The organism is Cryobacterium lactosi (assembly GCF_004403945.1).
Taxonomy (GTDB): domain Bacteria; phylum Actinomycetota; class Actinomycetes; order Actinomycetales; family Microbacteriaceae; genus Cryobacterium; species Cryobacterium lactosi.
Map to the genome: position 1 here is coordinate 82606 of NZ_SOHM01000007.1, position 24549 is coordinate 107154.

A 24549-nucleotide genomic window follows, 5' to 3' on the forward strand; every position below is an offset into this window, starting at 1 on the left:
GCCGTCACCGGCACGCTTTGAGCATTTCTGTCAGAATTCGTAACACTTTGATGGCTTTTTCGCACAGATCTCCACGGAGACCGAGCGATGTGGGCTAGTGTTGTCGAAGTAGTTGTAGTGCTTGCACGTCTAAAAAACGTACTGACTTCGGTTGGTGCGGGCTTATTCCTTTCGGAAGCGGACGACGAATACCGCGACGAACGGCCTCGAAAGTCGGGGCCTTTCTAACACTCCTGGAGGAGTTTCATAATGGCAACAGGTACCGTGAAATGGTTCAACGCTGAAAAGGGCTTCGGATTCATCGCTCCCGACGACGGAAGCGCCGACGTTTTCGCGCACTACTCTGCGATCGCTTCGAACGGCTACAAGTCGCTCGACGAGAACCAGAAGGTCGAGTTCGAGGTAACCCAGGGCCCCAAGGGTCCCCAGGCCGAGAACATCCGCGCCCTCTAAATAGAGCTGCGTAGCTGTATAAAGCTGCTGACAACGCCCCCGCTTCGGCGGGGGCGTTGTTTTTTTAACGCCAGGCAGACTCACCCCAACCACCTGTTCACCGTGCGGACGATTGCGTCCGGTGTGCCGGGCGCAATCGTCCGCACGGGAAACCGTTGGCGTGCGAGGTGAAGCTGTGGTGTCTCGCTACTTCACCAGGTCCTGCCAGCCATCCCCGTCGACGTACTCGAAGATCAGGTTCGTCTCGGTGTGCGCCACGGCCGGATGCTCCGCGAGGTGCTCGAGAACGAAGTCGCGCAGGTCCGAAGCATCCGCCGCCGCGACGTGCAGCAGGTAGTCGTCGGCGCCGGCGGTGTGGAACAGTCCGATCACGCCGGGCCAGTGCGGCGCGGCACTGCGGAAGTCGTCGATCTGCTCTCTGGCGTGCTTGGCCAGACGCACGGAGATCAGGGCCTGCAGTGACGCGCCCAGAGCGGCCAGGTCGATATTGGCCCGGTACCCGCGGATGTGGCCCAGCTGCTGGAGCCGGCGCAACCGCAGGGACACCGTGGATTCTGCGACGCCGATTTCAGCCGCCAGGGCGGAGCCTGACGCGCGAGCATTGACCGAGAGTGCCCGCAGGAGGGCACGGTCGACGCGGTCGAGGTCGGCCTTCTTGGATTCCATTCACGCTCTCTTTCGTTGAGAGCCAGTTTATCGACCGTTCTTCGACAGCGACAGCCGCCCCTGCATCAACTGCATCACAGCTGGGTTTCCGGCGCATTACGCCGCCGAAGCTGCGACCGCGCCACCACCGCCCTGCGACTCAGCTGCGGCCGAGGCGTTGGCGGAGCAGATCGATGCGCTTCTGAATCTGGGTGACGCTGGCCTGGGCGACCGCGGGACCGCCGCACAGCCTTCGCAGTTCGGCGTGCACCATGGCGTGCGGCTCCCCGGACAACTTGGACCACATGCCCACCAGACTGCCCAGCAGCGTGCGCTGCTCCTTGAGCGTGCGGTAGAGCGGGATCGGCTCCGGCGGTGCACCCTCGACCGCTGCGGCCGCTGTGCGCCGTTCAGAGCCGCGCTTGGACTGCCGCTGTTGGCGTTGGCGTAGCAGCTCCGACACCTGCTCCGGTTCGAGCAGCCCGGGGATGCCGATGAAGTCGAACTCCTCGTCGGTGCCGGGTTCGGCGAGTTCGCCGTACTCGTCGCCGTTGAACATCACCATGTCGAAGGTGGCCTGGGAGTCCAACGCCTGCCAGGTGAATTCCTCACCGAGGTCGTCCGATGCCTTCTCGGTCTTGTTCGCGGCCGCCACCATGGCGTCCTCAGGGTTGTACATGCCGTCGTCACCGTCGTCGCGGTTGCTGCGATCCAGGGCGTGATCGCGTTCCAGCTCCATGGCGTTGGCCAGGCTCAGCAGCCCGGGAACGTTGGGCAGGAAGATCGACGCCGTCTCACCGCGGCGGCGGGCGCGCACGAACCGGCCGATGGCCTGCGCGAAGAACAGCGGCGTTGACGCGCTCGTGGCATAGACGCCGACAGCGAGGCGGGGCACGTCCACCCCTTCGGAGACCATCCGCACCGCGACCATCCAGCGCCGGGTGTTGTGCGAGAACTCGTCGATCCGGTCGCTGGACTCCTTCTCGTCGGAGAGCACCACGGTGGCAGGCTCGCCGGAGATCTCCTCGAGGATCGCCGCGTACGCCCGAGCCGTGGTCTGGTCGGTGGCGATGATCAGGCCGCCGGCGTCGGGGATACCGTGCCGCACCTCGGTGAGGCGGGCATCCGCTGCCCGAAGCACCGCGGGAATCCACTGGCCGCTGGGCTCGAGGGCGGTCCGCCAGGCCTGCGAGGTGATGTCCTTGGTGTTGCCCTCGCCGAGTTTGGCTTCCATCTCGTCGCCGGCCCTGGTGCGCCACTTCATGTGTCCGGCGTAGACCATGAACATCACCGGGCGCACGACGCCGTCCGCCAGGGCGCGGCCGTAGCCGTAGTTGTAGTCGCTCTGCGACAGCCGGATGCCGTGCTTGTCGGGCAGGTAGGTCACGAACGGGATGGGCGAGGTGTCGGACCGGAACGGGGTTCCGGTCAGGGACAGCCGTCGGGTGGCGGGGTCGAAGGCTTCCCGGATGGCGTCTCCCCAGCTCAGGGCGTCGCCGCCGTGGTGTACCTCGTCCAGGATCACCAGGGTGCGGCTGGCCTGGGTGAGCTCACGGTGCAGCGCGGCGCGGGTGGCCACCTGGGCATAGGTGACGGCGATGCCGTGGAAATGGCTGCCGTAGCGACCGTGCGCGTTCTTGAAGCCGGGGTCGAGGCGGATGCCGGCTCGTGCGGCCGCGTCGGCCCACTGCCGTTTGAGGTGCTCGGTCGGGGCGACGACGGTGATCCGGTCGATCACGCGGCGTGCGCGCAACTCAGCGGCCAGGCGCAATGCGAAGGTGGTCTTGCCGGCGCCCGGCGTTGCGGCGGCGAGGAAGTCCCGGGGCTGATGCTGGAAGTAGGCCTCGAGGGCCTCGGCCTGCCAGGCCCGCAGTTTGCTGGCCGTTCCCCAGGCGGCACGCTCGGGGAAGGACGGTGAGAGGTGCTCGGCAGCGCTGGTGCCGGCGGGCCCGCGGTCCGGCCCGAAGACGGGCGGGGTGTCGACGGTCTCGGCCAGGAACGACGTGGCTGGGAACGAGGCGGCTGCGAAGGTTGCGGGTGTAGCCGATTCGGGTGCGCCGGATCCAGATGCAGTGGTCTCCCGGTGCGAGGGTTCCCGGAAAGCGGATCCGAAGTCAGGTGGAGTAGTCACTTCATAAGAACTTACCAACACCTGCCGACATCTGCCCGACGGGGCAGAATGAAACCATGACGAAGCAGCAGCATCCGTGGTCTCGCTACGTCGCCGTCGGCGACTCCTTCACGGAGGGGGTCGGCGACCCGGAGCCGGCCAGCCCGGGCGGCAACCGCGGTTGGGCTGACCGGGTGGCCGAGATGCTCAGCCTCGGCTCCGACGACTTCGCCTACGGGAATCTCGCGGTTCGGGGCAAGTTGATGAATCAGATCCTGGTCGAGCAGGTGGCTCCCGCGCTGGCTCTGCATCCCGACCTTGTGACGATCTCGGCGGGCGGCAACGACGTGCTGCGGCCCGGTAGCGACCCTGACGCCATCGCCGAGCGGCTGGACGAAGCGGTCACCCTGCTGGGCTCGGAGGGCGCCACTGTGGTGCTGTTCACCGGCACCGATGTGCGCTTCTCCCCCGTGTTGCGGGGGCTGCGGGGCAAGGTCGCGATCTACAACGAGAATCTCCGCGCCGTCGCCGCCGCCCACGACGCGATCGTGGCGGACATGTGGTCGTTGACGGAGATCCAGGACTCCCGGATGTGGGCTCCGGATCGCCTGCACCTGAACCCGCTCGGCCACCACACCGTGGCGCGGATGGTGCTGGACGTGCTCAACGTGCCCAACCCGCTCGAGCCGCAACTGCCGGAACCGATGCCCGGAGTCACCTGGCGTCAGGCTCGCACGGAAGACCTTGCCTGGGCGCGGGAGTACCTGGTGCCCTGGGTGCTGCGCCGGGTGCGCCACCAGTCGTCAGGGGACCACGTCCTGCCCAAACGTCCCGCCGCGGATCCGGTGACCAGGCTCGACCATCCGGCCTGACCCAGGGGTTCGCGATTAGACCTCGCCCGGGTGCGTCCAACGCCAGAACGGGCCCGGATCGGTGATGGTCTGATCGAGCACCAGGGGAACCGTGACCGTGTCAGATCCGACGGTCACGTCCAGACTGCCGACGGAGTCGCCCTTCTCGCCCAGGGTCACCGCCGTAACGTCCACGGTGCTGGTGATCGGGGTGTCTGACCAGACCACGGTGGACGCAGAGGTCTCGGCGACGGCCTGCCCTGACTGGCCCCAGGGCGTCGTGTAGGTGCCGAACGGCGTCCCGGCCTCCACCAGGGTCACCGTGCGGAAACCGGGCTCCACACTGTCGACCAGGCCGAGAATGCTCTCGTTCAGCTCGCTGTGGGTGTCCCCGCCGAGCACCACGCCCACGAGGGTGACCGACGAGTCACCGACGGGCACATCGACCGCGAAGAGCAGGCAGGCGCCGGCCTCATCGGTGGTGCCCGTCTTGATGCCCTCGACACCGTCGACTCCGAGCAGTTTGTTCGTGTTGGTGACGGTGCCGACGGTCGGAATCTCAGCGGTGGGCATGGCCACGATGGACGCCAGGACGGGATCGGCCATGACCAGCTTGCCGATGGCGACCAGGTCGGCCGGGCTGCTCATACTCTGGGCGGAGAGTCCGCTGGTGTCGGCGACGGTAGTACCTGTCAGCCCATTGGCGGCCAGGAAGTCCGCCGCGGCGGCGAGGTAGGCATCCACCGAGCCGAATGCCCACACGGCCAGGGACACGCTGTAGTTGTTCGCCGAGGGGATCAGCATCGTCTCGAAGGCTTCACGCTGGCTGAGCACCATGCCGGACACGACGGGCGCCACCGACCCGTTCTCCGCGATCGCGTCGTAGTAGATGTCCACGTCGGCGTCGGTGAACTCGATGTCCGGCCCGGGGTCGTCGCCGGTCAACGGCTTGCTCTCCAGGATCACCAGGGCGGTGACCATCTTGGTGATGCTCGCGATGGGCACAGCCCCCTGCTCCCCGCTGGACGCCAGGACCCCGTCGAACCCGACAGCACCGATGGCTCCGGCGCCCTGGTCCGGCCAGGCGGGCAGCGCGGCCGCCTGGGTGAGGGCCGGAGGTTCGGCCAGCGTCGCGGCCGTACTGGAGACCGGGGCGAGGCCCGTGCTGGTGAGGTAGGCGACGAACGCGAGCGCAACGGCGAGGACGCCGAAGAAAGCGATGCGCCGACGGCGGTAGACCTGGCGTCGGGAGAGTGACATTCGATGATTCTAACCACGGCCGCCGTGACCGGCTCGCAGGGCTGCCGCGCGCCCCGTGAATCGGCTACGCGCGCAGTGCGTACAGGGCGACGGCGCTGGCCGAGGCGACGTTCAAGGAGTCCACGCCGTGCAGCATCGGGATGGTGACGACGCTGTCAGCCACGGCCAGGGCATGGCGGCTCAGGCCGTCGCCCTCGGTGCCGAGGATCAGGGCCACCCGTTCCGGCGGGTCGGTCGCGAAGGTGTCCAGGGACACCGCGTCGTCGGCCAGGGCCAGGGCAGCGAGATGGAAGCCGTTCTCCTTGAGGACCGGTGCGGCCTCCCCCCATTCCGGCAGCCGGGTCCAGGGCACCTGCAGCACGGTCCCCATGCTGACCCGGACGCTGCGGCGGTATAACGGGTCGGCGCAGCGCGGGGTGATCAGTACGGCGTCCGCGCCGAGCCCGGCCACCGATCTGAAGATCGCCCCGACGTTGGTGTGGTCGACGATGTCCTCCAGGATCACGATGCGCCGGGCGCCACGAATGATGTCGGCCACCGAGGCCAGGGCAGGCCGGTGCATGGCCGCCATCGCGCCACGGTGCAGGTTGTACCCGGTGAGCTGCTCGAGCAGCGCCGCCGAACCGACATAGATCGGAACGTCGGGCCAGTCCGCCAGCAGACGCTGGGCATCCGGCAACCACTGCTCCTGCACAAGAACCGAACGGGGTCGGTGCCCGGCGGCCAGGGCGCGGCCGATCACCTTGGCCGACTCGGCGATGTAGAGACCGTTGGCCGGCTCGGAGACCCGGCGCAGGGCCACATCGGTCAGCCGGGAGTAGTCGGCCAGGCCGGGGGCGTCGAGGTCGGTAATCGGGACGATCTGCACGGAGGCCGCCGCCTTTCTGGGAGGTGTCTGTTGCACAGCTGCCGGAGCGGGAACCTCGAACCGTAACACAGCCGAAAACTCACCAGTTTAGACTCAGAGGACATCATCGTCGCGCCGGCTCCCCCGGGGCCGGGCCGGCGGCGACGGGACGAGGATGGAGCACCATGACGGCCGAGACTGTCCTGACGACATCGGCGGCAGCCGAAGAGGCCCTCGATCAAGTGGCGGCGATCCTGCGCGGCCGGCGCACCGCGGTCCTCACCGGTGCCGGGGTGAGCACCGACTCCGGGATCCCCGACTACCGCGGCGCTGGCGCCCCGGTGCGGGTCCCCATGACATTCCAGACCTTCCTCGCGGACGAACGGGCCCGCAAACGCTACTGGGCCGGGAGCCACTTGGGCTGGCACCGGTTCAGGGCGGCCGAACCCAACCTGGGTCACCTTTCGTTGGTGTCCCTCGAAGCGGCCGGACTGGTCAGCGGCATCGTCACCCAGAACGTGGACGGCCTGCATACCCGCGCCGGGTCCCGCCATGTCGTCGACCTGCACGGGTCGATGGACCTCGTGGTCTGCCTCTCCTGCGGCCAGGCCTTCGGCCGGGACAGCATCGCCGCCCGTCTGGAAGCGCACAATCCAGTGCTGGCGAACCCCGACCAGGTCGAGATCGCACCGGACGGCGATGCCATCGTGGTCGACATCGATGATTTCGTCGTGCCGGACTGCTCGGTTTGCGGCGGCCTGCTCAAGCCCAATGTGGTGTTCTTCGGGGAGCTGGTGCCGACCGGGAAATTCACCGCGGCGGCGGCGCTCGTGCGGGCAGCGGATGCCCTGATCGTGGCAGGCTCCTCCCTGGCGGTCAATTCCGGCATCCGGTTACTCGAACTGGCCCGGCGCCGCAAGCTGCCCATCGTGGTGATCAACCGCGGGACGACCAAGGGCGACGGGCGGGCGCTGGTTAAACTGGAGGCTGGCACGTCGGAGTCGTTTGCCGGGTTGGTGACCCGCCTCACCGGTCGGTAGTGTGCCAGAAGGCAGTACCCGTCCAGCAGAAGGCAGCGTTGTGACCACCAAGCTCGCGATCGTCCGGCACGGCCAGACGGACTGGAACCTGGAAAAACGCATCCAGGGCAGCACCGACATCCCACTGAATTCCACCGGTCGCGCCCAGGCCGCCGAGACCGGGCTGCGGCTGAGCCGTTCCCGCTGGGACGCCATCGTGACCAGCCCGCTGCTGAGGGCGCACGAGAGTGCCAGGATCATCGCGGGTGAACTGGACCACCCAGCACCGCTCGTCGTGCCGGAACTGACCGAGCGCCACCACGGTCATATCGAGGGGTTGACCTTCACCGAGCGGCAGGCACGGTTCCCGGACGGGTCATCGGTACCGGGCTTGGAGAGCCGGCAATCCGTGCTCGACAGAGTGCTGCCGGCCCTGGAACGAATCGCCCTGGACTATCCGGGCCAGGAGGTCGTCGTGGTCTGCCACGGCGGAGTGATCGGCACCCTCTTGCGTTACACCACCGCCGGCGGCCGGCCGGCCGCCGGTGAACTGATCCCGAACGGTTCGATCCACGATTTCCTTTGGCAGGGTGGCCGGCTCCAACTGGAGAGCGTCGTCTCGGCGCGCTGACCGGCGCGCTGATCCATGGTCAGCCCCTATGGTCGGCCCGGCGGGCTGTCGCCGCGGTGCCCTGCAGCACCCGGAGCAGTCGAGCGGCCGATTCGGCCCAGGTGAAACGTGCGGCTTGACTGACCGAGAGCCGGGACCGCCGCGCCCACTCCCCCGGCGCCTCCAGGTGGCGCACCGCTGCCGCCACCGCGTCCGGGTCGCGTGGCGCCACGTAGCTTGCCGCGTCGCCACCGATCTCCCGGAAAATGGGGATATCGCTCACGACCACCGGGATGCCCAGGCTCATCGCCTCGACCAAGGGAATGCCGAATCCCTCGTCGAGGGACGTGGTGACCAGCGCCGTGGCGTTGGTCAGCAGCGAGACGTACTCCTCGTCGCTGACGCCGTTGTGGAAGACCAGGCTGGCCTGGGGGGCGAGGGCGGTCAGCCGGGCGCGTTCGGCGTCACCGATCCGGCTGAGCAGGTGCAGCTCGTAGCCGGGCAAGTCCGCCGCGGCACGCACCAGGGTGTCCACGTTCTTGTACGGCATGAACGAGCCCATGTACACCAGGGTCTTCGTCGCCGGAGCGCTCCGTTCGAGGGCCGCGGCCGTTCCGGCGACGGAGTCGGCGGCATTGGGAACGACGGACACGGGCCGGCGGGTGAGCCGGTGTCTCGTGATCAGTGCACCGGTGGTCTCCGACACCGTCACGACGCCGTCCGAGCGGTTCAGCAGTAGCCGCTGCGGCGCCCAGGAGAGGTGATAGAGACGCCAGAGCAGACGAATGCCGGCGGAGAACTCCCTCGGTGGTGTGCGGTTGCGGTAGTAAATGAGGTCGTGCACCGTCAGCACCAGGCGGTATCGCCTGCCCCAGGAGCCCATGGTCTGCATCGGGCTGAAGACGATGTCGGGGGCGAGCCGGTTCACGGTCAGGGCGACCAGCGGTTCGAGCGGGCTGGTGGGCGACCGCACGAGCTGCCAGGGCAGAGCCGGCAGCATGGCGAGTTGCCTGTGGTCGCTGATCAGCATCGTCACCGGGTGCAACCGGCCCAGTTCGGTGACCAGTCCTGCGGTGTAGCGGCTGATGCCGTCGTGACGGTCGATCCGGGTGTAGCGGCAGTCGAAGACGATGCGCAGGGGGCGTTCGGCGGTGGTCATGACGCCTCTCCCGCCGGGACAACCGGCTCCAGGAAACGGCGCAGTTCCCTTGCCGCGTCTTCGGGGACTTCGTAGTGGATGAGATGGCCGACCCCGGGCAGGACATGCAGCTGAGCGTCCGGAAACTGTGCGCGCAGCCGAACCTGGGCCTCGACCGGGGTGATGTCGTCCTTCTCAGCGGCGATCAGGAGCGTGCGGATGTTGATGTCCGTGGCGTATTCGCTGACGTCGTGCCCCACGGATGCCTGGAAGGCCTCGAGCACCACGGTGCGGTCCGCGAACGCGGAGAAGTACCGGTCGTGCTGGTTGTGGATCCAGCGCCGCCGCTGCCGGCTCCGGGTCTTGGCCATGGTGATGCTCATCACCCGCACGATGACCCGGTTGCGGAGCAGGCCGAAACCGAGCCGCTCGGGCAGCTTGGACGCCAGCCAGTAGTAGAACACGGCGAGCCGGGTCAGCAGGCCGCGGGGCCCGGACAGGGCCGGGGCGGCGATCGGGTTCACCAGCACCAGATCCTGGGCCGGCAGGCCTTCCGCCGACGCGGCGGCCGCCGACACCACGATCGAGCCGAACGAATGTCCGAGGACCACCAGCCTGCCCGGCAGCGCCAGCAGACGCAGGAACTCGGCCAGCCAGGCGGCGTACGCGTCGATGGAATGCGGCCCAGCCGCGAACGCGGCGGATTCACCGAAGCCGGGCAGGTCCGGCGAGATGATCCGCAGGCCCTGCAGCTGCGCGACGACGGCCTCGAGGCCGTGGTGGTCGCCGCGGAACCCGTGCACCATCACGACGGTGGTCGCTGAGTCCGGGGCGCCATACTCCCAGTACCGGGTGTCGCTGCCGGACACCTCGAGGGTGTGGGCACGCGCATCCATGAGGGCGAGCAGGTCGGCGTATGGCGAGGGAACGATCATCGCTCCCAGTTTAGGCGGGCGACGCTGACCGGGCTGGACCCAACCCGCGCGGATCGACCTAGACTCTCCCACATCTGCACCATCCAGATCCGCGTCAGCGTCAGCGGAAGGAACGCCGTGAGCTTTACCGCACCCATTCAGCTGCCAGGGCTGACCCTGGATCCCCTGTGGTACCGCCGCGCGGTGTTCTACGAGGTGATGGTACGCAGCTTCGTCGACAGCAACGCAGACGGCGCCGGTGACCTGTCCGGGCTGATCTCCAAACTCGACTACCTGCAGTGGCTGGGCATCGACGCGCTCTGGATCCCGCCGTTCTTCACGTCCCCGCTGCGCGACGGCGGCTACGACGTGTCCGACTACCGAACGATCCTGCCCGAATTCGGCACCCTCGACGAGTTCAAGGAACTCGTCACGAAGGCACACGAGCGCAACATGCGCATCGTCATCGACCTGCCGCTGAACCACACCTCCGACCAACACCCGTGGTTCCAGCAGTCCAGGCATCAGCCGGGCGGGCCTTTCGGCGACTTCTACGTATGGAGCGACGACGACAATAAGTACCCTGACATCCGGATCATCTTCACCGACACCGAGGACTCGAACTGGGCGTTCGACTCGGTGCGGCGCCAGTTCTACTTCCACAGGTTCTTCTCCCACCAGCCCGACCTCAATTACGACAATCCAGCCGTGCACGAGGCCATCCTCGGTGTGGTGCGCTTCTGGCTGGACTTGGGTGTTGACGGGTTCAGGCTGGACGCAATCCCCTACCTGTACGAATCCGAAGACGGCAACGGCGAGGGCGAGCCGCCGACGCACGAGTTCATCAAACGGCTCCGCGCTGTCGTGGACCGGGACTATCCGGGGCGCATCATGATCGCCGAGGCCAACCAGTGGCCTCGGGAGGTTGCCGCTTTCTTCGGCACCGAGGAGGAACCGGAGTGCCACATGGCCTTCGACTTCCCGGTGATGCCGAGGATCTTCTACTCGCTGCGGTCCCAGCGCGCCGGCGAACTCGTCCGGGTGCTGTCCGAAACGACGGACATCCCCGAAGGCGCCGGATGGGCGGTCTTCCTGCGCAACCACGACGAGCTCACCCTGGAGATGGTCAGCGAAGAATACCGGCAGGCCATGTACGGCTGGTATGCCTACGACCCGCGGATGCGCGCCAATATCGGCATCAGGCGCCGCCTGGCACCGCTGCTGGACAATTCCCGCTCCGAGCTCGAACTCGCGCACGCCCTGCTGTTCTCGCTGCCGGGCAGTCCGTTCCTGTACTACGGCGACGAGATCGGAATGGGCGACAACATCTGGCTACCCGACCGGGACAGTTCCCGCACACCCATGCAGTGGACACCGGACCGCAACGGCGGATTCTCCGCCGCAGACCCCGGCAAACTGTACCTGCCCGTGGTGCAGTCGCTGGTCTACAACTTCGCCCAGACCAACGTCGAGTCCCACCTCGCGCAGTCCGGTTCGCTGCTGCACTGGATCCGGAACGTCATCCACGTGCGGAAGGGCCACCCAACCTTCGGGTTGGGCACCCTGCGCGTGCTGAATACCGACCACGAGTCCATCCTGGCGTTCACCAGGGCCTACGCCGGTTCGGGCTCGAGCTTCGGCGACCAGCCGGAGACCGTGCTGTGTGTCTTCAGTTTTGCGCACAATCCCGTCGCGTTCCGGATCGAGGAGCCGGACCTGGCCGGGACCCGGTTGTACGACATCTTCGGCGGCGGCGTCTTCCCGTCCTTCGACGAGGAGGGCGGCCTCACCCTCACCCTGGGCGCGCAGAGCTTCTTTTGGCTGCACTGCGGCTAGTGCGGCTAGGGGTTTGAGTAAGGGTAGGCACGGAAATTCACCACACGCTCAGCGAGACTCGTGTGGGGAATCAGTTTCAGCATGAGCGACATCCGCGACGCGTCGGTCCAGGTGGCGTTGCTCGGCGGGGTTCGCGGCCAGACGGCGCGCGCGGCGAAAGGATTCGCGCGCTCCGCCGAAGTCGAAGCTTTGGAGCAGCAGCTCGCCGCGTGTGGCATGCCAGAGATAGTAGTCGTCGAGCCCGCGCGCTGCATTCAGCACGTCAAGACCGGCGCCTGGGCCCTCGGCCATTGCTACCGCCACGGCGCGGTTGACCTCGACAACTGGTGAGCCTGTCATCGCTGACAACTGCGCATACAGCGTCGCGATCGCAGCCCAGTCAGTGTCGGCGGATGTGCGAGCGTTGCCATGATGCGCTGCGATCATCGCTTGCACCTGGAAAGGCCCTGGTCTCATGGCACTGAGGGCTAACGCCAGCACACGGTTTGCCTCCGCGATGAGTTGCAGATCCCACCGCGTGCGATCTTGTCGGTCGAGCAGTATGAGGTCGCCTTCACGATCGACTCTCGTATCGATCCGTGCTTGAGCGAACAGCTCCACTGCGAGCAGCCCGAGCACCTCCACGCTGTTGGGGAGCAATTCCACGGCCTGTTCGGTGAGCCGCACCGCGCACTCCAGAAGATCCGGCCGGATCGCCGAATCACCGGCGCCTCGGGACAGGTAGCCCTCATTGAAGATGAGGTACAGCACATCCAAAAGCGCGTCGACTCGCTCGTCAAGGTTGGCGGGGATGCTCAACGGAATGCCCGCATCCCGAATCTTGCGTTTCGCGCGAACGATCCGCTGGGCAAGCGTCGCCTCTGGGACCAGAAAGGCGGCAGCAATCTCAGTCGTGGTCAGGCCACCGACGAGCCGCAACGTCAACGCGACCTGGGTATTGCGGTCGAGCGAAGGGTGGCAACACAGCAGCAGCAGCCGCAGTTGCTCGTCTCCGACGTAGGAATGTTCAACGACCATGTCGGGTTCCTCCTCCCCTGGCTCGGCGACAAGCTCGTGGGCAGACTCGCGAAGCCGGCGTTTCGCACTGGCCGCGCGACGCAGACGATCGATGGCCTTATTGCGCGCGACCGTGTAGAGCCAAGCGGGTGGGTTCGACGGGATGCCGCGAACCGGCCACACCTCGACGGCCTCGAGCAGGGCATCCTGAACTGACTCGTCTGCCAGGTCGAGGTCACCGAAGCGGTGCGCGAGGAGAGCGATCACGCGACCGCTCTCCTCGCGGGCGAGTTGGACAATGGCCACCTCGCCCACTCTGTCACCTAGCGTCCGGACGGAAGGCAACTGGCCGAATCTCAAACGATCCAGCCAGGACGGGCATCTGCTTGGCAAGCTCGATCGCCTCGTCGAGATTTTCGGCCGAGATCAGGTAGTAGCCGCCGAACTGCTCCTTGGTCTCAAGGTAGGGACCATCGACTACGGCGTCGGGCGTGCCGGCAGTGCGGCGCACGGTGGTCGCGGTCGTGGTCGGTTGCAGGCTCGCTCCGCTCACCCAGTGGCCACCGTCGATGAGCTTCTGGTTGTAGGCCATCCAGGGGCCCATGAATTCCTCGAACCCAGGCTCTCCGTACTCCGGCGCCTGAACCGTTTCATCAATGTTGATCAAGATCATGTATTCCATGGCCATCTCCTTGTGTCGGATGTAAAAAGAAGCCGATGTACTCCGCCTCACGCAATCATGACGCAGTCGCACCGAAGGATCGACAGCACTCGAAGGAACTTTTTTCGGGAAATCAGGGTTGTGGTGTTTGCCTTCCTGAATCCACGCCGTGTGTGTCCGACACGCCCAGCGGCATCGTCCAACCGGCGGAAGCGTGGCAGGTGCTCCTGAGCCACCTCTGTGGGGCCGGATCCGGCGAATGGCGCGCAAAAACGGGCGACCTGCCGAAGCAGGTCGCCCGTGAAGGTAAAGCGGCGTGGTTACTTGCCGAAGCCCTTGTAGCGCGAGTTGAACTTCTCCACGCGTCCGGCGGAGTCCATGATGCGCTGCTTGCCCGTGTAGAACGGGTGCGACTCGGAGGAGATTTCCACGTCGATGACCGGGTACGTGGTGCCGTCTTCCCACTCGATGGTCTTCGAGCTGGAGACCGTCGAACGGGTAAGGAACGTCGCACCCGACGCGAGGTCGCGGAAAACCACGGGAGCGTATGTGGGGTGAATGTCAGACTTCATGGAGACTTCCTTGGTGCGTTTCGGTGGGTGGGTTCTGGCTCGCCGGTTGCGGCAGAAAAGTGTTCCGGTCACGAGGACCAGCTAGTGAGTTTAGCAGAATCTCAGGGCCGGGGGTGGCCAGGACACGCGATCGGTCAGATTGCGCGTGCCGAGTACCGGCCGTCGGTCTCGGTGAGCTCGATCGGGAGCCCGAAGGCCTCGGTCAGGGTGTCGGCGGTGAGCGCCTCGGCGAGCGGGCCCGCACTGACCACCTTGCCGCCGGCGAGCAGCAGGACGTGGGTGAAGCCGCGCGGGATCTCCTCCACGTGGTGGGTGACCATGATGATGGCCGGAGAGTTGGGCTCGCTCGCGTAACCGCTGAGCAGGCGAAGCAGTTCTTCTCTGGCGCCGAGGTCGAGGCTGGCCGCCGGCTCGTCGAGCAGGAGGATCTCCGGGTCGGTCATGATCGACCTGGCGATCTGCACCCGCTTCTGCTCGCCGTCGCTCAGGGTGCCGAACTTGCGGTCGGCGAGGTGGTCGAGCTTCCACTCGCCGAGGACTCGCTGCGCGCGACGCTCGTCGATCTCCTCGTACTCTTCGTTCCACCGGCCGGTCACCGAGTAGGCCGCGGTCATCACGACGTTCAGAACCGTTTCACCGGCCGGCACGCGACGGGCCATCGCCGTAGAGGCGAAACCGATCCGGGGGCGCAATTCGAAGAGGTCGCTGCCGCCGAGCGGCTCCTCGAGGACCTCGGCCGTTCCCTTGGACGGGTGGATGAGCGCGGCCGCGATCTGGAGCGTGGTGGTCTTACCCGCGCCGTTGGGGCCCAGGATCACCCAGCGCTGATCGCCGTCGACGCTCCAATCCACTGAGTCGAGGATGGTTGTGCCACCCCGGACGACGGAAACTCCGGTGAAATGAAGAACGTTGACCATATAGCCATGTTATCGGGCGCCGCCCAAGCCCCCGGTCACGCTAGAGCAGCGAGGCGTAAATCTCCCGGGTGCTCGCAGCGATCTGGCCCCAGCTGAACATCTCTTCAGCACGCACACGGCCGGCGCGGCCCATCTCGGCCGCCAGGGCGGGGTCGGCCAGCACCTCGGTGAGCGTCCTGGCCAGGTCGGCCACGAACACCGCCGGGTCGGTCGGGGTGCCGGTGCCGTCGCTGAGCTGGTCGATGGGCACCAACCGTCCCGTCACGCCATCCGCCACGACCTCGGGGATGCCGCCGGTGGCGGTGCCGACGACGGGCAGACCGCAGGCCATGGCCTCGAGGTTGACGATGCCCAACGGTTCGTACACCGACGGGCAGACGAACACGGTCCCCGCCGTGAGCACGGCTGACAGTTCGTGCTGTGGCAGCAGCCTGTCGATCCAGACCACGCCGGAACGTTCCCGCTGCAGTGCCTCGACCAGCTCGGTGACTTCGGCCAGGATGCCTGGAGTGTCGGGGGCGCCGGCGCACAGCACGAGCTGCACCTCCGGCGGCAGCAGGGCCGCGGCCCGGAGCAGGTAGGGCAGGCCCTTCTGCCGGGTGATCCGCCCGACGAACACAACGGAGGGACGGTCAGGATCGATACCCAGAGCGCGAACGACGTCGTCGTCGGTTGTCGGCTTCCACCGGTCCAGGTCGATGCCGTTGTAGACAACGTGTACCCGGGAAGCGTCGAGCGCCGGGTAGCTGCGCAGGATGTCGGCACGCATACCGCCGCTGACGGCGATGACCGCATCAGCCGCTTCGAAGGCGGTCTTCTCGATCCAGCTGGAGACGCGGTAACCGCCGCCGAGCTGTTCGGCCTTCCACGGGCGCAGGGGTTCGAGGCTGTGCGCCGTGACGACGTGGGGAACACCGTGCAGCAGTTTCGCGATGTGTCCGGCCCCGTTGGCGTACCAGGTGTGCGAGTGCACGACATCGGCGCCCTGCACGTCCTGCGCCATCTGCAGGTCCACTCCGAGAGTCGTCAAGGTTGCGTTCGCTTCGGCGAGTTCGGCCGGAACGCCGTAGGCGAAGGTATCCGCCTCCGAACGGGGGGCACCGAAGCACCGCACGGTGACGTCGATGTCGGTGCGGAGGGCCTTCACCAGCTCCGCAACGTGGACACCGGCCCCTCCATAGATTTCGGGCGGGTATTCCTTGGTGAGCAGATCGACGCGCATGCAGTAAAACTAGCGCAGGCTGAACCGAGGACACACCCCCGCGCGCTGGCCCAAGCCCGCGGATAGCCCTACTCTGAACTTATGAAGGCCAAGAAGATCTTTGGAATCGTTCTCGCAGGCGGCGAGGGGAAACGGCTGATGCCGTTGACCGAAGACCGCGCCAAGCCGGCAGTGCCGTTTGGAGGGCATTACCGTCTGATCGACTTCGCATTGTCGAATTTGATCAACTCCGGTGTCACCCAGATCGTTGTACTGACCCAGTACAAGTCCCACAGCCTCGACCGCCATGTCTCCCAGACCTGGCACGTCTCGGGTGGGCTCTTCAACTCGTATATCGCTTCGGTTCCCGCCCAGCAACGCCTGGGCAAGCGCTGGTTCAGCGGTTCGGCTGACGCCATCCTGCAGAGCCTGAACCTGATCCACGACGAGAAGCCCGACATTGTTGTCGTGGTCGGTGCCGACCACGTCTACCGCATGGACTTCAGTCAGATGATCCAGGCGCACATCGACTCGGGTGCCCAGGCGACCGTCGCCGCGATCCGTCAGCCGATCGCCCTGGCCGACCAGTTCGGTGTCATCGAAGTGGATGCCGCCACTCCGGACCGGATCAGCGATTTCCGGGAGAAGCCCAAGGACGCGGTCGGCCTGGCCGACGCGCCGCACGAGGTCTTCGCCTCGATGGGCAACTACGTCTTCAACGCCGACGCGCTGATCGAGGCTGTCCGCCGCGACGGCGAACGCACCGATTCCAGTCACGACATGGGCGGCGATATCGTTCCCGACTTCGTCTCTCGCGGTGAAGCCGGCGTGTACGACCTGCAGCGCAACGACGTGCCGGGCTCGACAGACCGGGACCGGTACTACTGGCGCGACGTGGGAACGATCGATTCGTTCTTCGAAGCGCACCAGGACCTCATCTCGGCCCTGCCGGTGTTCAACCTGTACAACCAGAGCTGGCCGATTTTCAGCCAGCAGCTGAACTCGCCGCCGGCCAAGTTCGTGCGTGACGGCAAGGGTGCCCTCGGTAGCGCCATCGACTCGATCGTGTCGCTCGGCTGTGTAATCTCCGGTGCTCATCTCGAGCGCAGCGTTGTCGGGCCGTGGGCCGTCATCGACTCCGGCGCCCACGTGGTGGACTCGATCGTGTTCGACCGGGTGCAGATCCGCCCGGGCGGCGTCGTGCACCGCGCCATCCTCGACAAGGACGTCATCGTCGAGGAGGGAGCCGCCATCGGTGTCGACCGCGATCGCGACCTTGCCCGTGGATTCAGCGTCACCGAATCCGGCATCACCGTTGTCGGTAAGGGCGTGCACGTCCACCCGTGATCCCTGCAGCCCGATTCCTCGTCGTCCTGGATGCCGACTCCACCCTCATCGAGAACGAGGTCATCGAGCTACTCGCTGACGCGGCCGGTTCCCTCACCCTGGTGGCCGAGGTGACCGACCGCGCCATGCGGGGCGAGCTCGACTTCGCCGAAAGCCTGCGGCAGCGGGTCGCCACCCTGGCCGGACTGTCCACCGACGTGTTCGCCGAGGTGGGCGCCCTGATCCGCCCGACTCCCGGCGTGCACGACCTGATCAATGGGCTGCACGCCGGCGGCAGCCGCATCGGCGTCGTCTCCGGCGGCTTCCACGAGCTGCTCGACCCCCTGGCCGCGGCCCTGGGCCTCGATCACTGGCGGGCCAACCGGCTCGAGATCGAGGACGGGCACCTCACCGGCCGGCTGGCCGGACCGATCATCGACGCGACGGCCAAGGCCGCCGCGCTGACCGAATGGGCGGCGCTGGACGGCGTGGACCTGTGCTCCACGGTGGCGGTGGGCGACGGGGCCAACGACCTCACCATGATGCGCATCGCCGGTCTCGGAGTGGCCTTCAACGCCAAGCCCATCGTGCGCCGCACGGCCGACCTGGTGATCGGCACGACCGACCTCAGCCAGGTGCTGCCCATCCTGGGCCTGCGCGGCTGAAGCCGATCCGGCCCGGCGGACGCAGCAAGAAACCGAAAGAAGCCCGGCGGGACCATTGGTCCGGCCGGGCTTCTGGCGTCCGCGATGAAGCTGCCTGGTGGAGCTTCCTAGTGGCCCATGCCCATTCCGCCGTCGACAGGGATCACGGCGCCGGAGATGTACGAGGCGTCGTCGCCGGCGATCCAGCTGACGACCCGGGCGACCTCGCCGGGAGATGCGAACCGGCCGGCCGGGATGCTGCGCTTGTACTCGGCCTGCTGCGCTTCGGGCAGCGCCGCGGTCATGTCGGTCTCGATGAAGCCCGGGGCCACCACGTTGGCGGTGATGCCGCGGGCGCCGAGCTCGCGGGTGACCGATCGGGCCAGGCCGACGAGGCCGCTCTTGGACGACGAGTAGTTGACCTGACCGGCGGAGCCGTACAGGCCCACGACACTGGAGATCAAGACGATCCGGCCGAACCTGGCCTTGAGCATCCCCTTGGAGGCGCGCTTGACCACCCGGAAGGCTCCGCTGAGGTTGGTGTCGATGACCGACGTGAAATCCTCGTCCGACATGCGCATCAACAGGGTGTCCTTGGTGATGCCGGCGTTGGCCACGACGACCTCCACCGGCCCGTAAGCGGTCTCGATCTCGGTGAACGCGGCGTCGATCGATGCGTAGTCGGTGACGTCGGCACGCACGGTGAGGCTGCCGGCCGGGCCTTCGCCGGAGCGCGCGGTGATGGCGACCCGGTGCCCCTTGGCGAGGAATTCCTCGGCGATGGCATAACCGATGCCCCGGTTGCCTCCGGTCACCAGAACTGTTCGAGCGGTCGCCATGGCGCGGTCCTTTCAGTGGGAACGCCCGCGGAACGGCGGGCACAGATTCATTTAGCTTAGAGCGTTCGGTGGGAGGACCCGGGGAGCGGGCAGTGGACGTAGGCTTGGTTCATGCGTGGACAGGCGCAGGAGGAGCCCGCCAGGTGCGATCCTCACCCTCAGTCAAAGCGATGGGCATGATGAAGCAGCAGCAGTCGATCACGACGCTCCCTCTGTCACCGGACGAGGAGCGCCGACGCCGCATGATCAGGTACACGGTGACCATGGGCATCCGCATGGTCTGCATCGTGCTGATGCTGTTCGTGCAGGGCTGGTGGCTGCTGGTCTGCGCGCTCGGGGCCATCCTGCTGCCCTACTTCGCGGTGATCGCCGCGAATGTGCACGGCGACCAGCGTTCCGAGGCCGTCCTACGGCCCGGCGCCCTGGTGCTACTCCCCCGCCAGGATGATCCTCGCCCCGAAGGCGCACGGCCCGATGGCAGAGGGACGGATGGGACGCTGCCCGATGACACCCGGCCCGTCGATCGCGAGGATCCACGGTGATCGGCTTCGGTGCCACCCCGGAAACGACCAGCTGCTCACGCGCGGGTTGCCGGGAAGTCGCCGGTTGGCGGTTGGACTGGCGCAACCCGCGGATCCACACCGAGGACCGGGTCAAGACCTGGCTGGCCTGCGACGAGCACGTCGAGTTTCTGCGCCAGTTCCTGCTGACCCGCGATTTCCCGCTGCGGGTGAGCCCGCTCGCGGTCGACGTGACGGAGGGTGCATGACCGGCTGGCGCTTCCTGCTCTCCAGGCAGTGGGCGGGCTACCTCGCGCTCACGATAATCTTCGCGGTGGTCTGTTCGGGGCTGGGCATGTGGCAGCTCGCCCGGCGTGCGGAGGCTCAGGCCGAGATCAGCCGGGTGGACGCGAATTTCGACGCCGAGGGGATTCCCATCACCGACGCCCTGCCCACGCTGGAGTCCTTCGATGAATCCCAGAAGTGGTTGCCCGTCGAGGTGACCGGTACCTACCTCAGGGACGAAGAACTGCTGGTGCGCAACCGGCCGTTGAACATCAACCCCGGCTTCGAGGTACTCACTCCCCTGTTGCTGACCAACGGCGACGTGTTCATCGTCAACCGGGGCTGGGTGCCCACCGGCGAAGACCAGAACGCGCCAGACGCCGTGCCGTCGGCCCCGGCCGGGGAGGTCACCGTGATCGCCAGGCTCAAGCAAGGCGAACCGTCCCTGGCCGGCCGCAGCGCCACCGGGAACCAGGTCGCCACGATCAACCTGACCGAGATCGCCGAGCGACTCGGCACCGACACGTACACGGGTGCATACGGCCTGATGAAGTCCGAAGATCCAGCGCCCACCGACCGGCCGACCGCCGTCACCAGGCCCGTGCGCGATGAAGGCCCACACCTGTCCTACGCCTTCCAATGGTTCGTATTCGCCCTGATGGCCTTCATCGGCCTCGGCTGGGCGGCCAGGCAGGAGTACCGCACCGTCAATGCCGAGGACCCCGAAGAACAGGACAGGGCCGCCGAGCGGGCCCGTCGCCAGGCGGCCAAGCCTCGCAGCGATTCCGACATCGAGGACGAACTGATGGATCAGCACTCCTGATCCAGATCAATATCGAACCCGCCGGTCCATTGGACCGGCGGGTTCATTGTTGTGCGTGGCGCAGGCCGGGCGATCAGGCCAGCGTGATCAGGTCCAGGTAGTCCTTGTTCCAGTGGTCCTCGGTGCCGTCGGGCATGATGAGCACCCGCTCGGGGTTGAGCGCCTCGACGGCGCCCTCATCGTGGCTGACCAGGACCACGGCGCCGGTGAAGTGAGCCAGGGCGTCGAGGATCTCTTCGCGGCTGGCCGGGTCGAGGTTGTTTGTCGGTTCGTCGAGCAGCAGCACGTTGGCACCCGAGACCACGATCATGGCCAGGGCCAGACGGGTCTTCTCGCCGCCGGACAGGACCCCGGCGGGCTTGTGCGAGTCATCGCCGGTGAACAGGAACGAACCGAGAACCCGGCGCGCCTCCATCTCGGTGATGTTCGGCGAGGAGGAGATCATGTTCTGCAGCACGCTGCGCTTCACGTCGATGGTCTCGTGCTCCTGGGCGAAATAACCGATCCGCAGGCCGTGTCCGGCTACGATCTCGCCGGTGTCCGGCTTGTCGACGCCGGCCAGCATCCGCAGGAGGGTGGTCTTGCCCGCACCGTTGAGGCCCAGGATGACGACCTTGGAGCCCCGGTCGATGGCGAGGTCGACGGCGGCGAAGATCTCCAATGAGCCGTAGCTCTTGGACAGGTCACTGGCCATCAGCGGGGTGCGGCCGCACGGAGCGGGCTCGGGGAAGCGCAGCTTGGCGACCCGGTCGACTGCTCGCACGGCGTCCAGGCCGGACAGGAGCTTCTCGGCCCTGGCGACCATCTGGTGCGCGGCCGCGGCCTTGCTGGCCTTCGCGCCGAATTTGGCGGCCTGCAGCTGCAGGGTGGACGCCTTCTTCTCAGCGTTGGCGCGTTCCTTCTTGCGACGGTCCGCGTCGGCGACGCGCTGGCGCTGGTAGTTCTTCCAGTTCATGTTGTAGATGTCGATGACCATCCGGTTGGCATCGAGGTAGAACACCCGGTTGACCGTGTCGCCGACAAGTTCGATGTCGTGGCTGATGATGATGCAGCCGCCGCGGTAGTTCTTCACGAACTCGCGCAGCCACACCACTGAATCGGCGTCCAGGTGGTTGGTGGGCTCGTCGAGGATCATCGTCTCGGCCGCGGAGAAGAGAATGCGGGCCAGTTCGATGCGGCGGCGCTGGCCACCGGAGAGGGTGCGCAACGGCTGGTCGAGGATGCGGTCCGGCAGGTTCAGATTGCTCGCGATGGACGCGGCCTCGGCCTCGGCGGCGTACCCGCCGAGCGCATTGAACTCGTCCGTGAGGGTGCCGTAGCGCTTCATGGCCCGTTCGCTGGTCTTGCTGTCGCTGCTGCCCATCTCGATACCGGCTTGGGTGAGGCCGAGCGAGATGGTGCCGAGGCCGCGGGCGTCCAGGATGCGGGTGCGTGCAAGCATGTCAGGGTCGCCGGAGCGCGGGTCCTGCGGCAGGTAGCCGATCTCGCCGGACTTCTCGATCTTGCCCTTGGTCGGCATCGTCTCGCCGGCCAGTGTCTTCGTCAGCGTCGTCTTGCCTGCACCGTTACGGCCGACCAGTCCGATCTTGTCGCCGGCGGACACCCGGAAGCTGACGTCCTCCATGAGCACGCGCGCCCCAACTCGGATTTCGAGATCTTGCACACTGAGCACAGCAATAGTCCATTCGAGGGAGTCGTGGGAGGCGGCCGAACGTGGCCAATTCACCAGTATATTTGCTCGCGCGCGGTTTCTGGTCCGATCTGACCGAAGAGGCCCGGTCGAAGCGGGTTACCTGGCCGGAATCCGGCCGGTCGGCAGCACTCCGGGCAACGCGGATCGGAGCCACGCCGTGTAGGCGTCCCTGGACCAGCCGAGCCCGACCACCAGGGTGTGAAAGACCTGCGGGTGGCCGAGGGCCCAGATTGACGTGGCCGCCTCGTGGTCGCTCAGCCCGGGCCGCAGGCCCAGCTGGGCCCGGAGGGCACCGACGGCTTCGGCGTAGGCATGCAGGCTGCGGGCGGCCATGGTCACTTCGAGCTCCCGGATCTCCGGGTCGGTCCCCGCCGCCTCGTTCACAACGCGGTGCAGTGGCGCCGCCCGCTCGTTGTCGGCAGTGATCCAGGTCGCCAGGGCCCCGACGGCGGCGACCGGTGTCCTGGCTCCGGTGATCCCGGTGGCGAGCTCGGCCGCGGAGACCCCTGAACTCCGTGCGTCGCTGTGGGCGCTGGCGAGCACGGCGGCGAGCACATCCACCTTCGACCCCACCGTGTTGTAGATGGTCTGCACGGCCACGCCGCCGCGCTCGGCGATGGCGGCGATCGATGTGCCGATGTAGCCGTGTTCACGCATCAGTTCGGAGGCGGCCTGGACAATGTCGCCCCGGGTACCCATGGTCTGGAGGTCTCGCCGGATCTGACTGCGGGTGCGTGGAGTCTCCATGCCTTTTAGAATACCCCTCTAGTTGATGGAGTGTGATTCCACATGATTGTTGATGCCCGTCCTCGCCCGCCGTAGCATGGGCGGCCGGGTTAAACCACACCGCGCCGGGCGACGGATGCGGGGGCATCCGTCCCGGCGCGGGACTGGCGTTCGGTTCGGGTCAGATAGCGAAACCGAGGGCTCGCATCATGTCGCGGCCGTCGTCGGTGATCTTCTCGGGACCCCACGGCGGCATCCAGACCCAGTTGATCCTGAACTGGTCGACAACGCCGTCCAGCGCTTCAGCGGTCTGTTCCTCGAGCACGTCGGTGAGCGGGCAGCCCGCCGAGGTGAGGGTCATGTGAATGATCAGGGCATCGTTCTCGTCGTCCCAACCAAGGTCGTAGATGAGCCCCAGGTCCACGACATTGATGCCGAGCTCCGGGTCCATGACGTCCTTGAGCGCCTCTTCGATCTCGTCGAAGCGCGACGGGGTGAGTGTCGAAACCATGGCTCTAGCCTACGGGCGTCTCGGCCAGGAAGCGATCGTAACCTTCGTCTTCCAGACGGTCGGCGAGCTCGGGGCCGCCCTGCTCGGCGATGCGGCCGTCGACGAAGACGTGCACGAAGTCCGGCTTGATGTAGCGCAGGATGCGGGTGTAGTGCGTGATCAGCAGCAGGCCGAGACCAGTGTTCTCCTTGGCCCGGTTGACACCCTCCGAGACGATCTTCAGGGCGTCGACGTCGAGTCCGGAGTCGGTCTCGTCCAGGACGGCGAACCTGGGCTTGAGCAGTTCGAGCTGCAGGATCTCGTTGCGCTTCTTCTCACCACCGGAGAAGCCCTCGTTGACATTGCGCTCGGCGAAGCTCTTGTCCATCCGGAGCCTGACCATGGACTCGCGGACGTCCTTGATCCAGTGGCGGATGGCCGGAGCTTCGCCGTCGATCGCGGTCTTGGCCGTGCGGAGGAAGTTGGTCACAGTGACGCCGGGGATCTCGACCGGGTACTGCATGGCGAGGAAGAGTCCGGCGCGGGCGCGTTCGTCCACGGTCATCGTCAGCACCTCTGCGCCGTCGAGCAGGATGGAGCCGCTGTCGACGTGGTACTTCGGGTGCCCGGCGATCGTGTACGCCAGGGTGGACTTGCCGGACCCGTTCGGACCCATGATCGCGTGGATCTCACCCTCGTTGATGGTGAGGTCGACGCCGCGCAGGATCTGCTTGGTGCCCTGGTCGGTCTCGACGCTGACGTGCAGGTCTTTGATCTCAAGAACAGACATTATTCGGTATCTCTTTCGTTGTCCGCGTGCGGCGGGCTTTTTAGTATGTGGGGCGCGGCCTGGGAGGCCGAGCGCGTCAAACGGCGATGGTGACCAGAGGATCGATGAACACGTCGCCGTCGATCAGGTCGACCTGGTAGACGGGGACCGGCTCGTAGGCCGGGAGCGTCAACGGTCGGCCGGTCTTGAGCGAGAACTTGGATCCGTGCGCCCAGCATTCCAGGGTGTCGCCTTCGACGAAACCCTCGGACAGCGAGATGTCGCCGTGGGTGCAGGTGTCACCGATGGCGAAAACCGCTCCGTTCGAGTCGCGGACGACGGCGATGTTCACGCCGCCGATCTCGACCTTGATGGCCTCGTTGGGTTCGAGGTCGTCGAGCGCACAAATCTTGGTGGATGCCAT

General features: G+C 66.6%; 27 protein-coding genes. 10 read left to right on the plus strand and 17 right to left on the minus strand.

All coding sequences use genetic code 11. The annotated features are described in order from the left end of the window. Positions 1-249: 249 nt before the first annotated feature. Positions 250-453, plus strand: a complete 204-nt coding sequence (gene cspE, locus E3T61_RS02370) for a transcription antiterminator/RNA stability regulator CspE (RefSeq protein WP_035840308.1) — start codon at positions 250-252, stop codon at positions 451-453. A 186-nt stretch (positions 454-639) separates the two neighbouring features. Here the strand turns inward: cspE and E3T61_RS02375 are convergent, their stop codons facing one another. Next, positions 640-1119 (minus strand): Lrp/AsnC family transcriptional regulator, encoded by a 480-nt coding sequence (locus E3T61_RS02375; protein WP_130177483.1) that lies wholly within the window; start codon positions 1117-1119, stop codon positions 640-642. 139 nt (positions 1120-1258) lie between these two features. Further along, positions 1259-3094, minus strand: a complete 1836-nt coding sequence (locus tag E3T61_RS02380; RefSeq protein WP_134639571.1) for a DEAD/DEAH box helicase — start codon at positions 3092-3094, stop codon at positions 1259-1261. Between the two features lie 191 nt (positions 3095-3285). Between E3T61_RS02380 and E3T61_RS02385 the strand changes: the two genes are divergently transcribed. Then, on the plus strand, positions 3286-4080 hold the full coding sequence (locus tag E3T61_RS02385; RefSeq protein WP_134639322.1) for an SGNH/GDSL hydrolase family protein: 795 nt from the start codon (positions 3286-3288) through the stop codon (positions 4078-4080). Between the two features lie 15 nt (positions 4081-4095). On the opposite strand, the gene E3T61_RS02390 is transcribed toward E3T61_RS02385, so the two are convergent. Then, positions 4096-5319: a D-alanyl-D-alanine carboxypeptidase family protein gene (locus E3T61_RS02390; RefSeq protein ID WP_134639323.1), complete on the minus strand. Its 1224-nt coding sequence runs from the start codon at positions 5317-5319 to the stop codon at positions 4096-4098. Between the two features lie 64 nt (positions 5320-5383). Next, positions 5384-6187, minus strand: a complete 804-nt coding sequence (locus tag E3T61_RS02395; RefSeq protein ID WP_134639324.1) for a TrmH family RNA methyltransferase — start codon at positions 6185-6187, stop codon at positions 5384-5386. A 164-nt stretch (positions 6188-6351) separates the two neighbouring features. Between E3T61_RS02395 and E3T61_RS02400 the strand changes: the two genes are divergently transcribed. Together E3T61_RS02400 and E3T61_RS02405 are read left to right on the plus strand one after the other, a co-directional pair. Next, the gene (locus tag E3T61_RS02400; protein ID WP_134639325.1) at positions 6352-7206 is read left to right on the plus strand and encodes a Sir2 family NAD-dependent protein deacetylase; all 855 of its coding nucleotides are present in this window, start codon (positions 6352-6354) and stop codon (positions 7204-7206) included. A 40-nt stretch (positions 7207-7246) separates the two neighbouring features. Further along, positions 7247-7816 (plus strand): histidine phosphatase family protein, encoded by a 570-nt coding sequence (locus E3T61_RS02405; RefSeq protein ID WP_134639326.1) that lies wholly within the window; start codon positions 7247-7249, stop codon positions 7814-7816. A gap of 19 nt (positions 7817-7835) precedes the next feature. Here the strand turns inward: E3T61_RS02405 and E3T61_RS02410 are convergent, their stop codons facing one another. Next, positions 7836-8933: a glycosyltransferase family 4 protein gene (locus tag E3T61_RS02410; RefSeq protein ID WP_134639572.1), complete on the minus strand. Its 1098-nt coding sequence runs from the start codon at positions 8931-8933 to the stop codon at positions 7836-7838. A gap of 17 nt (positions 8934-8950) precedes the next feature. Further along, entirely contained in the window at positions 8951-9868 is a 918-nt protein-coding gene (locus tag E3T61_RS02415; RefSeq protein WP_134639327.1) for an alpha/beta fold hydrolase, read from the minus strand. Positions 9869-9985: 117 nt separating this feature from the next. Here E3T61_RS02415 and treS point away from each other — a divergent pair, with 117 nt between their 5' ends. Then, positions 9986-11683 (plus strand): maltose alpha-D-glucosyltransferase, encoded by a 1698-nt coding sequence (gene treS, locus E3T61_RS02420; protein ID WP_134639328.1) that lies wholly within the window; start codon positions 9986-9988, stop codon positions 11681-11683. A 48-nt stretch (positions 11684-11731) separates the two neighbouring features. On the opposite strand, the gene E3T61_RS02425 is transcribed toward treS, so the two are convergent. The 5 genes from E3T61_RS02425 to glgA form a co-directional block, all read right to left on the minus strand. Then, positions 11732-12994 carry an RNA polymerase sigma factor gene (locus E3T61_RS02425; protein WP_198418629.1) on the minus strand — a complete coding sequence of 421 codons (1263 nt, stop codon included), beginning with the start codon at positions 12992-12994 and terminating at the stop codon, positions 11732-11734. Positions 12995-12998: 4 nt separating this feature from the next. Next, a complete protein-coding gene (locus tag E3T61_RS02430; RefSeq protein ID WP_134639330.1) occupies positions 12999-13361 on the minus strand; it encodes a YciI family protein in 363 nt (120 codons plus the stop codon). 299 nt (positions 13362-13660) lie between these two features. After that, positions 13661-13912: a type B 50S ribosomal protein L31 gene (locus E3T61_RS02435; RefSeq protein ID WP_066595443.1), complete on the minus strand. Its 252-nt coding sequence runs from the start codon at positions 13910-13912 to the stop codon at positions 13661-13663. A gap of 134 nt (positions 13913-14046) precedes the next feature. Continuing rightward, positions 14047-14829: an ABC transporter ATP-binding protein gene (locus E3T61_RS02440; protein WP_134639331.1), complete on the minus strand. Its 783-nt coding sequence runs from the start codon at positions 14827-14829 to the stop codon at positions 14047-14049. Positions 14830-14869: 40 nt separating this feature from the next. After that, the gene (glgA, locus tag E3T61_RS02445) at positions 14870-16051 is read right to left on the minus strand and encodes a glycogen synthase (RefSeq protein ID WP_134639332.1); all 1182 of its coding nucleotides are present in this window, start codon (positions 16049-16051) and stop codon (positions 14870-14872) included. Between the two features lie 81 nt (positions 16052-16132). Here glgA and E3T61_RS02450 point away from each other — a divergent pair, with 81 nt between their 5' ends. Further along, entirely contained in the window at positions 16133-17377 is a 1245-nt protein-coding gene (locus E3T61_RS02450; protein WP_134639333.1) for a glucose-1-phosphate adenylyltransferase, read from the plus strand. Beyond that, the gene (gene serB, locus E3T61_RS02455; protein WP_134639573.1) at positions 17377-18021 is read left to right on the plus strand and encodes a phosphoserine phosphatase SerB; all 645 of its coding nucleotides are present in this window, start codon (positions 17377-17379) and stop codon (positions 18019-18021) included. The genes E3T61_RS02450 and serB overlap by 1 nt, the downstream gene beginning before the upstream one ends. A gap of 107 nt (positions 18022-18128) precedes the next feature. Here serB and fabG read toward each other — a convergent pair whose 3' ends face one another. Beyond that, positions 18129-18839 carry a 3-oxoacyl-ACP reductase FabG gene (gene fabG, locus E3T61_RS02460; RefSeq protein ID WP_134639334.1) on the minus strand — a complete coding sequence of 237 codons (711 nt, stop codon included), beginning with the start codon at positions 18837-18839 and terminating at the stop codon, positions 18129-18131. A 176-nt stretch (positions 18840-19015) separates the two neighbouring features. Here fabG and E3T61_RS02465 point away from each other — a divergent pair, with 176 nt between their 5' ends. Genes E3T61_RS02465 through E3T61_RS02475 form a run of 3 tightly spaced genes read left to right on the plus strand, consistent with a single transcriptional unit; the run spans position 19016 to position 20447 of the window. Then, positions 19016-19381 carry a DUF3099 domain-containing protein gene (locus E3T61_RS02465; RefSeq protein ID WP_134639335.1) on the plus strand — a complete coding sequence of 122 codons (366 nt, stop codon included), beginning with the start codon at positions 19016-19018 and terminating at the stop codon, positions 19379-19381. Next, the gene (locus E3T61_RS02470; protein ID WP_134639336.1) at positions 19378-19608 is read left to right on the plus strand and encodes a hypothetical protein; all 231 of its coding nucleotides are present in this window, start codon (positions 19378-19380) and stop codon (positions 19606-19608) included. The genes E3T61_RS02465 and E3T61_RS02470 overlap by 4 nt, the downstream gene beginning before the upstream one ends. Then, positions 19605-20447, plus strand: a complete 843-nt coding sequence (locus E3T61_RS02475) for an SURF1 family cytochrome oxidase biogenesis protein (RefSeq protein WP_134639337.1) — start codon at positions 19605-19607, stop codon at positions 20445-20447. Before E3T61_RS02470 ends, E3T61_RS02475 begins: the two co-directional genes overlap by 4 nt. 73 nt (positions 20448-20520) lie before the next feature. Here the strand turns inward: E3T61_RS02475 and E3T61_RS02480 are convergent, their stop codons facing one another. The 5 genes from E3T61_RS02480 to E3T61_RS02500 form a co-directional block, all read right to left on the minus strand. Then, positions 20521-22119 (minus strand): ABC-F family ATP-binding cassette domain-containing protein, encoded by a 1599-nt coding sequence (locus E3T61_RS02480; protein ID WP_134639574.1) that lies wholly within the window; start codon positions 22117-22119, stop codon positions 20521-20523. 117 nt (positions 22120-22236) lie between these two features. After that, on the minus strand, positions 22237-22887 hold the full coding sequence (locus E3T61_RS02485) for a TetR/AcrR family transcriptional regulator (RefSeq protein WP_134639338.1): 651 nt from the start codon (positions 22885-22887) through the stop codon (positions 22237-22239). A 160-nt stretch (positions 22888-23047) separates the two neighbouring features. Beyond that, on the minus strand, positions 23048-23377 hold the full coding sequence (locus tag E3T61_RS02490) for a metal-sulfur cluster assembly factor (protein WP_134639339.1): 330 nt from the start codon (positions 23375-23377) through the stop codon (positions 23048-23050). 4 nt (positions 23378-23381) lie between these two features. Continuing rightward, positions 23382-24146 (minus strand): Fe-S cluster assembly ATPase SufC, encoded by a 765-nt coding sequence (sufC, locus tag E3T61_RS02495; RefSeq protein ID WP_130177464.1) that lies wholly within the window; start codon positions 24144-24146, stop codon positions 23382-23384. Positions 24147-24222: 76 nt separating this feature from the next. Next, positions 24223-24549 carry a non-heme iron oxygenase ferredoxin subunit gene (locus tag E3T61_RS02500; protein WP_130177463.1) on the minus strand — a complete coding sequence of 109 codons (327 nt, stop codon included), beginning with the start codon at positions 24547-24549 and terminating at the stop codon, positions 24223-24225.